A 10,191-nucleotide genomic window follows, 5' to 3' on the forward strand; every position below is an offset into this window, starting at 1 on the left:
GGGCGGTGCTGCCTTCTGAGGGGCTGGCCTCGCCGGGATGTCCAGCGGCGAGGGACCGGGGTTGGCCCTTCCCGGCGGCTGGTCCGCTGGCCCGGAGGCGGTGTGCGCCTTGGGGGAGACTGGGCTCGTCTGCTCGGTCATCGGTGTGGCTTCCTTGTCACGAGTGTGCGGCGGCTAACGGCATTAAAAAACCCCTCGCGCCAGGGCGGCGGTCGAGGGGTGCGCGCAGAAGCCGACTGGTCAGCTTGCTGCGCGCCAGCCAAGTACGAGGATGTAGTTCCGCTTCACGGGTACCACCCTCACCTACGACACGGCTCCACGTCAAATTATCACCGTCGCCATCTCACTATCCGAGACACCGTGTCCGGAAATTTTCGCTACGCGGCGGGGACGCCCGGCTTCGTCGTGCCGTTGACGTCCGCCGGGGCGGCCGCCCCGGCGGTCTCGGGCGGAGCTTGCGCAGCGGAGGTGCCGGTCGCGGTGCGGATCAGCGCCTCGACGCCCGAGGCGGCCATCGGCCTGGCAACCAGGAAGCCCTGGCCGTACCCGCAGCCCATCTCCCGCAGCTCGGCTAGCTGGCGGGGCTGCTCGATCCCTTCTGCCACCACCTGCATGCCGAGGTCCCTGCCGACCTGGACGATGGTCCTGGTGAGCAGCGTCAGAGTCGGGTCCTGGCCGAGGCCGGCGATGAACGACGGGTCGATCTTGACGATGTCCACCGCCAGCTGTCGCAGGTGAGCCAGCGAGGCGTAGCCGATTCCGAAGTCGTCGATGGCCAGCTTGACCCCCAGGTCGCGCAGCTCGGCCAGCCGGTCCGCGACAAGCCCGGCGTCCTCCACCAGCATCCGCTCGCCCACCTCGACGGTGAGCGCGCCGGGCGGCAGGTTGCTCTCCGCGAGCGCGGCGGCAACCTGAGCGGGGAACTGCGGCGCGTTGAGCTGGCGCAGCGAGAGGTTCACCGACACTCCGACGTCCCAGGACGCGGCCCGCCAGGCAGCACCCTGCGCGCACGCCTTGCGCAGCACCCACTCACCGAGCGGGACGATCAGCCCGGAATCCTCCGCCACGGCGAGGAAAGCCCGTGGCGGCACCGCCTCGTCCCCGCGCCACCAGCGGATCAGCGCCTCGGCGCCGGTGACCCGCGAGGTAGCCAGCTCGACGACCGGCTGGTACTGCAAGGTCAGCTCTTCCCGCGCGATCGCGCGCTGCAGGTCGCTGGCCATGTCGAGGCGCCGGACCACGTCCGCGTGCATGTGCGCCGCGTAGACCTCGACCCGGCCGCCGCCGGTGTCCTTGGCCCTGGCCATGGCCACGTCCGCGTTGCGCAGCACCACGCCGGGCGGGCTCTCGTTGGCCACCGCGACGCCGACGCTCGCGGTCATCCCGATCTCCCTGTCGGCGACCCGGAACGGCTCCCCGGCGATCGCGCCTGCCAGCCGTTCGGCGAGCTCGACGATCTCCTGGGTCGCCGTCGCGTTCTCCATGAGCACCGCGAACTCGTCGCCGCCCCACCGCGCGACGGTCTCCTGGGCTGGTACGACCGCCCGCAGCCGCCGCGCCGCCTGCGCGAGCACCAGATCACCGGCGCCGTGCCCCACCAGGTCGTTGACCGCGGTGAAGCCGTCGAGGTCGAGGAATATGACACCCGCCCGGCGGCTCCTGCGCTCGGCCCCTGTGGTGTCGGCGTCATCGGGGATGCCGCTCTCCGGCACGGCGAGCGCCTCCCGCGCCCGTTCCTCCACGTAGGCGCGGTTCGGCAGGCCGGTCAGCCCGTCGTGGAACGTCAGGTGGGCCACCTGCTGGCGCAGCGCGACCTCGTCGCTGACGTCCCTGGCCGTCACCAGCATCTGCGCGGGCTCGGCGGGCCGCCGGTACATGAGCACGGCGCATTCGACGTGCCGCCAGGTCCCGTCCACGGCGCGCAACCGGCAGGAGAAGCGACCCGTATCGCCCGCGGCGCCAGGCTCCGCGCTGTCCCCCATGGCCGCACTCTCCGCGAGAACGAGCACCTGCTGGACCGCAGCCCGGGTCGCCGCGACGTCCTCCGGATGGACGAACTCCACGAGGTCCTTGCCGACCAGCGCCTCCGGCGGGTAGCTGAAGCCGCTCGCGGCCGGGCTCGCGTAGGTGATCGTCCCGTCGAGGTCGCAGATCAGCACCATGTCGCCGGTCCGGTCCGCCAGGTCGCGCAGGCCGTCGGCTGACTCCCGCCACATCCGTACCGCGACGCTGTTCTCCCTGACCAGCATGAAGATTCGTATCCCGACCACGAGCACGGCCGCGCCCCCGGCGATGACCAGCGCCAGGCCGGTGGCCGGTGCGCTCGCCAGGCCGTTCACGATGACGACCGACGCGGCGACCACCACGGCCGCCGCCGCCACGATCGTCGCGGCGCCCCCGCTCGTGACCAGCGTGCCCGGTACTCCCCGCGCCCCCGGTGAACCGTCGGCCTGTGAACCGCCGGTCTGCCCGTCCGCCGAGTGCCCGTCGCTGCGCCAGACCGGCAGTCCCAGCCTGGCGGCGATCGCCGGCACCCAGGGCGCGACACCGAGCAGGCAGGCCGCCAGGATCATGGCGAGCTGCTCGAGGATGCCCTGGTGGCCGCCAGAGATCCTGGCGCCGACGCCGAGGGAGTCGGCGACGGTGAGCACGAGCAGCGCGAGGTACGGCACGAGCACGCGGCGCCACGCCACGGTGAGCACGGGCAGCAGCGCGCCAAGCACCGCGAGGTCCGCGAGCGGGTGCAGCAGGTCGAGCAGGAACGTCGACGGCCGCTCACCGGAGCGGTGGAACTCCGAGCCGAACGCCACCACCCAGCCGATGACGAGCAGGGCGACTGCCATCACGTACCCATCGGCGAGACCGGGCAGCACCGACCCTGACGTGCCGTGCTCCGGGTGCTCCCCCTGCTGGGCGGCGCGCTGCGATGGCGACGGAGAAGCCAGCACCATGATGCCGGTCGCGGCGGCCGCCAGCCCGAGCAGCGGCGCCACGTCGGCCAGCCCGAGCGGCTCCCCAGAGGAACTCACCGATCCGGCGACGACCGTGTCCACGATCAGCCCGGCACACCAGAACAAGGCGGCGCCGCCCAGCCACCGGTAGCCCCTGGCTACGGAGTCAGTGTGCCGCGTCGCGCCCACCCAGAGACTGACGACAGCTCCGGCCGCGGCGAGCATGACGACAATGCTCACTGTTTGCCCCCCCTGCCCGTTGGGTGCAACCGGAACTCCTTCCGTGGCCGGCTCTCGCTAAACGCGTAGCGTGCTGGCATGGCTATTCACTGAGGATCCGGTAACGGATCTGCAACGACCCGTTACCGTTGACGAGCGTCCCGCGGCACCCGTCGATAGCCGGTCTCGCCGCCCAGGAGACGGTCCGGCGATCCGGCCTTAGCCATCACTCTACGTACCCGAGATCACGCTTCGGTTGAGGAAGGGCGTCCACCGGGAGACAAGTCCGGTCACTAAGAGCCGGTATGGGCCGCGTCCTGCGAACATCCCGGGACAACCACCGTCAATATGTGCCGGTGATCACATTCCGCAGCTGATCGCCTCGCAGGTACGCCTCGGCCTGTTCCCGCGCGAGCCGGACCACCCGCTGCTGTGACACCGGCGTCGACGCCGCCACGTGCGGGGTGATGAACACCCCGGGTAGCGTCCACAGCTCATGCGAAGGCGGCAGCGGCTCGGGATCGGTCACATCGAGCGCGGCCCGCAGCCGGCCGGCCGCCACCTCCGCGCACAGCGCCGCGGTGTCCACGACCGCGCCCCTGGCGGCGTTGACCAGCAGTGCGCCGTCCTTCATCCGGCTCAGGAAACCGGCGTCAACCATGCCCTTGGTCTCCGGCGTGAAGGGCACCAGCAGCACCACCACGTCGGCCGCGGGCAGCAGGGCGGGCAGCTCCGCGAGACCGGCTACCCCGGCTCGGGGACCGCGCGCCACGCGCAGCACGCTCACCTCGAACCCGGCGAGCCGCCGTTCCACCGCCGCGCCGATCGAGCCGTACCCGACGATCAGCACCGTCTTCTCGGCCAGCTGGTCTGTGGGCTGGTAGGTCCACCGGCTCGCCGCCTGCTCCCTGGCGAACAGCGGGAACTCGCGCAGCGCGCCGAGCATGGCCGCCACCGTCCATTCCGCGGTGGCCGCGTCGTGCGCGCCGCGCGCGTTGCAGAGCACCGCCCCGTCGGGCACGTACGGCTGCAGCCGGTCGACGCCAGCGGTCAGCGTCTGCACCACGCGCAGCCGCTTCATCAGCCGCATTACCTCGCCGCTCGCGACGGTAGGAAAGAAGCTCGGCACGTAGAATTCGACGTCCGCCACGCTCGCCGGCGGTGTCGTCCCGTCCTCGACGGGGACGATCTCGACGTCCGTGCCAGGCAACTCCGTCATACCAGCCGCAACCCACTCCGCGGGCACCCACATCAGCACGCCATACACAGTACTGATCTAGACTCGGCCCAGCTACGACGAAGCTCCCCCTTCAGTTCCCTGAGGCGAAATTGCGCAAAGTCCTGATCGCGAACCGCGGCGAGATCGCGGTCCGCGTGGCTCGCGCCTGCCGGGACGCAGGCCTGGCCAGCGTGGCCGTCTACGCCGACCAAGACCTCGACGCCCTGCACGTCAAGATCGCCGACGAGGCGTACGCGCTCGACGGCAGCACGCCGGCGCAGACGTACCTGGACATCGGCAAGATCATCGACGTCGCGGCCGTGGCCGGCGCGGACGCTGTGCACCCCGGCTACGGCTTCCTCGCCGAGAACGCCGCCTTCGCCACGGCGGTGGCCGACGCGGGCCTGACCTGGATCGGGCCCCCGCCGGAGGCGATCGAGGCGCTCGGCGACAAGGTCAAGGCCAGGGACATCGCCAGGCGCGTCGGCGCGCCGCTGGCGCCCGGTACAGACGGCCCCGTCCACTCGGCGGAAGAGATCATGGATTTCGCCCGCGAGTACGGCCTGCCGGTGGCGATCAAGGCCGCCTTCGGCGGCGGCGGCCGCGGGCTCAAGGTCGCCCGCACGATGGACGAGATCGGCGAGCAGTATGAGTCCGCGGTCCGCGAGGCGACCGCCGCGTTCGGGAACGGGGAGTGCTTCGCCGAGCGGTACCTGGACCGGCCGCGGCACGTGGAGACCCAGTGCCTGGCCGACGCCCACGGCCATGTCGTGATCATCTCCACCAGGGACTGCTCGCTGCAGCGCAGGCACCAGAAGCTGGTCGAGGAGGCGCCAGCACCGTTCCTGTCCGGCGCGCAGCAAAAGCAGCTCTACGACGCGTCGAAGGCGATCCTCCGCGAGGCGGGCTACGTCGGCGCGGGCACCTGCGAGTTCCTCGTCGCCACCGACGGGGCGATCAGCTTCCTCGAGGTGAACACCAGGCTCCAGGTCGAGCACCCGGTCTCTGAGGAGGTCACCGGCCTGGACCTGGTCCGCGAGATGTTCCGCATCGCCGAGGGCGAGCCGCTCGGCTACGATGACCCGCCGGCCCGCGGGCACTCGATCGAGTTCAGGATCAACGCCGAGGACCCCGCGCGGAACTTCCTGCCCGCGCCGGGCACGATCACCGAGTGGAACCCGCCGTCCGGCCCGGGCGTGCGGCTGGACGCCGGGTACACCGCCGGCATGACGGTGCCCCAGGCGTTCGACTCGCTGATCGGCAAGCTGATCGTCACGGGCGCGTCCCGTACCCAGGCACTGGAGCGCTCGCGCCGCGCGCTCGCCGAGTTCACCGTGGGCGGCATGCCCACCGTGCTGCCCTTCCACCGGGCTGTTGTCAACGACCCGGCGTTCGCCGGCGATCACCTCGACGTGCACACCCGCTGGATCGAGACCGAGTTCGCCGCGGAACTCGAACCGCAGCCGATCGCCCCGCCCGCCGACGCACCCGCCCGCGAGCGGCTGACCGTCGAGGTCGGCGGCAAGAGACTCGAGGTCGTGCTGCCCGGCGCCCTGAGCGTGCCGGCCGCGTCCGGTACCTCGTCCTCCTCTCCAGAACGGGCCCGTGGTTCCCGTTCCGCCTCCCGCCGCACCCGGGGCGGCGACGCCGGAGGAGGCGGCGACGCCCTGATCACCCCGATGCAGGGCACGATCGTGAAGATCGTCGCGGCGGAGGGCAGCGTCGTGAAGGCAGGCGACGTGGTGGTGATACTCGAAGCGATGAAGATGGAGCAGCCGCTGACCGCGCACAAGGACGGGACGGTCACCGGCCTGACCGTCGAGGTCGGCCAGACCGTCGCGGCCGGCACCGAGATCTGCCAGATCAAGGACTAATGACACCCGAAGGGGACTGAGCGTCGTGCCTCGGCTGCCTGGAGACCCGAGCGTCGGCCGCTGGCTGCTGTTCGCCGTGGGTTTCCGGTTGCCGGCCGAGAACCGGGAGTGGGTGCGGCACGAGCTCACCGACGCCGGCTGGCGCGGCCGCACGGTCAGGCGGCTCCTCGTGCTCATGGTGCCGATCTGCATCGGGCTCGCGTTCCTGCCCGGCCCGGACTGGCTGCGTATCGCGGTCCCGGGGTTCGCATTGATCGCCAGTGTCGGCACGGTCCTGATCAGCGCCGACGACGTACGCGCCGCCCGGCTGAAGCAGCACGGCCTCCCGGTCCCTAACGACCCCGATCTCGGCCACCCCACCCACTAACGGCCTTCGGCGCTGTGGCCCGCACCCTTCCGGGTCAGCCGCTGAGCGAGCCGTTGGCCTCGTGGAAGACATCCGCCCTGCCCTCGGGCTTTTCCCAGGACTCTTGCCGTCCCAGCGCGGTGTAGTCGATGTACGTAAAGCTGCCGGTGGTGTATTCCATGCCGCGCGCGTAGGTCGAATACGTGTGATAGACGTCGCCGCCATCGCGAAGGAAACAGCTGGCACCGGGAAGCTCGCCTTCGGTTACCGGCATGGTTCCGTAGTTGTATCCCGGCTGGTCGCGCGAACTGTCGAAGGACACGTTGTAATCGAAGTTGAAATCGCTGCCGTACGAGGAATACCACGGGACGTCCCAGCCCCGTTCGGCCTTCGCGGCGGCGATCTTCTCATAGGGCGCCAGGGACGCGAGGACGAACGTCGTCTCCCGGTTGCGCAGGCCCTCGAAGAGCGTCGGCGTCATCTGGGGGATGGCCTTCGAGCAGCTCGGGCACGGCGCATCCCAGTCCGGGCCGAACATCACGTGCTGTACGATCAGCTGCCGCTTGCCTGCGAACAGCCCGGCCAGCGTTACCTTGCCCTCGGGCCCCTCGAATATGTACTCCTTGTCCACGTGGACCATCGGCAGCCGCCGCCGCTCCGCGTTGACCTGGTCATGGTGGCGGGTGAGCGCCTTCTCCTCGTCGAGCAGCTTGACCCTGGCCGCCAGCCACTCTTCACGGGATACGACATCGGGCAGACTCATCGGGTCTGGCACCTCCTGGCATAGTTCGCCTACCTACCAGAAGTAGACGCGCCGCCGGGCCAGAAGTCATCGCCGACGGGCGCGGCAGGAGAAGGGTGGCGGTGTGGGCGGGGTTGGGCGGATAGCGGCGGCGCTGCTAGCGGCGGCGCCGCGGGCGGGGCGGACTCGGGTGGTGGCGATCGACGGGCGGTCCGGGGCCGGGAAGACACGGCTCGCGGCGGAGCTGTCCGCCGAACTGGGGGCGGCTGTCGTGTCGCTCGAGGATCTCTATGGCGGGTGGGACGGGCTCGAGCGGGGGATCGACCTGCTCGTTTCCGCGGTGCTCGAGCCGTTCGGGGCGGGGCGCGCAGCGCGGGTGCCGCGGTATGACTGGGCGGCGGGCGGCTGGACAGAACCGCTGCCGCTCGAGCCGCCGGACGTGCTCATCGTCGAGGGAGTCGGCGCCGGGGCGCGGCGGGCGGCCCGCTTCGAGAGCGTGCTGGCGTGGCTGGAGGCGCCCGCGCCCGTTCGGAAGAAAAGGGCTCTTGACCGTGACGGGGAGACCTTCGCGCCCTACTGGGACATGTGGGCGGCGCAAGAGGACGCGATGCTCGCGCGGGAGCGGACGCCGGAGCGCGCCGGCCTGGTGATCGATACCGGGTAGCCCGGTTCAGACGATCGCGTCGGGGCCGAACTCCATGACGGTGCGGGCCGCTTCAGTGACGCTGCCGGACAGCGACGGGTAAACGGAGAACGTGTGCGCGATCTGGTCAACCGACAGGTTCTGCTCGATCGCGATCGACAGCGGCAGGATCAGCTCGCTGGCGCGCGGCGCGACCACCACGCCGCCGAGCACCATGCCGGTGCCCGGGCGGGCGAAGATCTTCACGAACCCGTCGCGGATCCCCGCCATCTTCGCGCGCGGGTTGGTCGCCAGCGGCTGCTTCACCACGCGGACCGGGACCTCGCCGCGGTCCACGGCCGCCTGCGAGACGCCGACCGACGCGATCTCAGGGTCGGTGAAGATCGTGGCGGCCACGTGGCTCAGCCTGATGGGCTGCACCGCCTCGCCCAGCGCGTGCCACATCGCGATCCGGCCCTGCATCGCGGCCACCGAGGCGAGCATCTGCACGCCCGTGCAGTCACCCGCCGCGTACACGCCGGGCGCCGACGTCCGCGACACCCGGTCCACCTCGATGAAGCCGCGGCTGTCCAGGGTGACGCCCGCGTGCTCGCAGCCGAGCCCGGCCGTGCTCGGCACCATGCCGACCGTCAGCAGGCAGTGCGAGCCGGTCACCGTCCGGCCGTCGGACAGCGTCACGACCACGCTGTCTCCCTTGCGGTGCACCGCCTGGGCCCTGGACCTGCCGAGCACGTTCATGCCGCGCCGCCGGAACAGGCCCTCGATGACGATCGCGGCGTCCTTGTCCTCGTGCGGCAGCACCCGGTCGCGCGACGACACCAGGGTCACTTGAGAGCCCAGCGCCTGGTAGGCGCCGGCGAACTCGGCGCCGGTCACCCCCGAGCCGACCACGATCAGCTCTTCGGGCAGTTCAGGGAGATCGTAGAGCTGGCGCCAGGTGAGGATGCGCTCCCCGTCGGGCACCGCGTCCGGCAGGACCCGCGGGTTCGCGCCCGCCGCGATCAGCACCACGTCGGCGCGCACGGTCGTGCCCGCCGCGTCGATCGTGTGCGGGCCGGTCAGCGTACCCCTCGCCCTGATGATCTGCACGCCCTCGGCGGCCACCCGCTCGGTGATGTCGTCCGACTGCGCGGCGGCGAGCGCCTTGATCCGCGCGTAGAGAGCAGGCGCGTCCACTTCGACCACCGGGTTGTGGCCGTCCTCGAGCTGCAGGCCGAGCGAGGCCGACCGGCCGAGCGAGGTCATCGTCGTCGCGGACTCGATCAGGGTCTTGCTCGGGACGCAGTCGGTGAGCACGCACGCGCCGCCGAGGCCGTCTTCGTCGATGACGGTTACCTCGGCGCCTAGCTGGGCGGCCACGAGCGCGGCCTCGTAGCCGCCGGGACCGCCGCCCAGGATCGCGACACGTGGGCGTGGCAAGGTCACGTTAGGCAATTATCCCGGACGTTCCCTACTGGGTTGCACGCCGGCTCGGGTGATTACGCTCTACGCTTAGGCAGCGTGGCACTATACGCCGCCTACGGCAGCAACATGGATCCGGCGCAGATGCTCGCGCGCTGCCCGCACTCCCCGCAGCGGGGCACCGGATGGCTTGAAGGCTGGCGCCTGACCTTCGGCGGTGAGGACATCGGCTGGGACGGTGCGCTCACCACGGTCGTCGAAGACGCCGCCCAGCGCGTCTTCGTCGCGCTCTACGACGTCCCTGAGGTCGACGAGAAGGAACTCGACAGCTGGGACGGGGTCACGCTCGGCTTCTACCGCAAGCTCAAGGTCCGGGTGCAGACCACCGCCGAGGACGGGGACGTGCTCGCCTGGCTGTACGTGCTCGACGCCTACGAGGGCGGCCTGCCCTCCGCGCGGCACATGTCGATCCTGGTGGACGCGGCCATCAAGGCCGGCGCGCCTGTCGACTACATCGACTGGCTGCGCGAGTGGCCATCGAACCCGCCGTCCGGCACCGAAGGCCTGCTCCCCGGCTGAGGACCCCGCTCAGGCAAGGACGGCGATCAGCAGGGCGAGCGCGGGGACGACGATCAACGCGACCGCCATCCAGTTCCAGGTACTCACCGGCGGCACGGCCCGCTCATCGGGGGCCGCCGCGTTCGCCTGGTCGGCGAGCGCGGTCAGCGCGGTGATCACGTGGTCGGCGTCCGCCGCCGTGGGCGCCGGAGGCCGCGCCTCCGGCGCCGTGCCGAAC

The 10,191-nt window shown here is 71.1% G+C and carries 9 protein-coding genes; 4 read left to right on the plus strand and 5 right to left on the minus strand.

What is annotated here, in order from left to right; genetic code table 11:
• Positions 1-377 precede the first annotated feature (377 nt).
• Together WA805_RS02050 and WA805_RS02055 are read right to left on the minus strand one after the other, a co-directional pair.
• Positions 378-3,191 (minus strand): putative bifunctional diguanylate cyclase/phosphodiesterase, encoded by a 2,814-nt coding sequence (locus WA805_RS02050; RefSeq protein ID WP_425241514.1) that lies wholly within the window; start codon positions 3,189-3,191, stop codon positions 378-380.
• 322 nt (positions 3,192-3,513) lie between these two features.
• Entirely contained in the window at positions 3,514-4,389 is an 876-nt protein-coding gene (locus tag WA805_RS02055) for a 2-hydroxyacid dehydrogenase (RefSeq protein ID WP_422277456.1), read from the minus strand.
• A 110-nt stretch (positions 4,390-4,499) separates the two neighbouring features.
• Here WA805_RS02055 and WA805_RS02060 point away from each other — a divergent pair, with 110 nt between their 5' ends.
• A complete protein-coding gene (locus WA805_RS02060; protein WP_422284258.1) occupies positions 4,500-6,263 on the plus strand; it encodes an acetyl/propionyl/methylcrotonyl-CoA carboxylase subunit alpha in 1,764 nt (587 codons plus the stop codon).
• 25 nt (positions 6,264-6,288) lie between these two features.
• On the plus strand, positions 6,289-6,630 hold the full coding sequence (locus WA805_RS02065) for a DUF5313 family protein (RefSeq protein WP_422277452.1): 342 nt from the start codon (positions 6,289-6,291) through the stop codon (positions 6,628-6,630).
• 34 nt (positions 6,631-6,664) lie between these two features.
• On the opposite strand, the gene WA805_RS02070 is transcribed toward WA805_RS02065, so the two are convergent.
• Positions 6,665-7,372: a DUF899 domain-containing protein gene (locus WA805_RS02070; RefSeq protein ID WP_422323911.1), complete on the minus strand. Its 708-nt coding sequence runs from the start codon at positions 7,370-7,372 to the stop codon at positions 6,665-6,667.
• Between the two features lie 103 nt (positions 7,373-7,475).
• Here WA805_RS02070 and WA805_RS02075 point away from each other — a divergent pair, with 103 nt between their 5' ends.
• Positions 7,476-8,015: a phosphoribulokinase gene (locus WA805_RS02075; RefSeq protein WP_425241515.1), complete on the plus strand. Its 540-nt coding sequence runs from the start codon at positions 7,476-7,478 to the stop codon at positions 8,013-8,015.
• A gap of 6 nt (positions 8,016-8,021) precedes the next feature.
• Here the strand turns inward: WA805_RS02075 and WA805_RS02080 are convergent, their stop codons facing one another.
• Complete coding sequence (locus WA805_RS02080) at positions 8,022-9,419, minus strand: NAD(P)H-quinone dehydrogenase (RefSeq protein WP_422284252.1); 1,398 nt, start codon at positions 9,417-9,419, stop codon at positions 8,022-8,024.
• A 75-nt stretch (positions 9,420-9,494) separates the two neighbouring features.
• On the opposite strand from WA805_RS02080, the gene WA805_RS02085 reads away from it, so the two are divergent.
• Complete coding sequence (locus WA805_RS02085) at positions 9,495-9,974, plus strand: gamma-glutamylcyclotransferase (protein WP_422284250.1); 480 nt, start codon at positions 9,495-9,497, stop codon at positions 9,972-9,974.
• Between the two features lie 9 nt (positions 9,975-9,983).
• Here the strand turns inward: WA805_RS02085 and WA805_RS02090 are convergent.
• Positions 9,984-10,191, minus strand: a 208-nt coding sequence (locus tag WA805_RS02090) for a hypothetical protein (protein ID WP_425241516.1), incomplete at its 5' end; no start/stop codon positions are given.

It is taken from the genome of Trebonia sp., assembly GCF_049794275.1.
Classification (GTDB): Bacteria; Actinomycetota; Actinomycetes; order Streptosporangiales; family Streptosporangiaceae; genus Trebonia.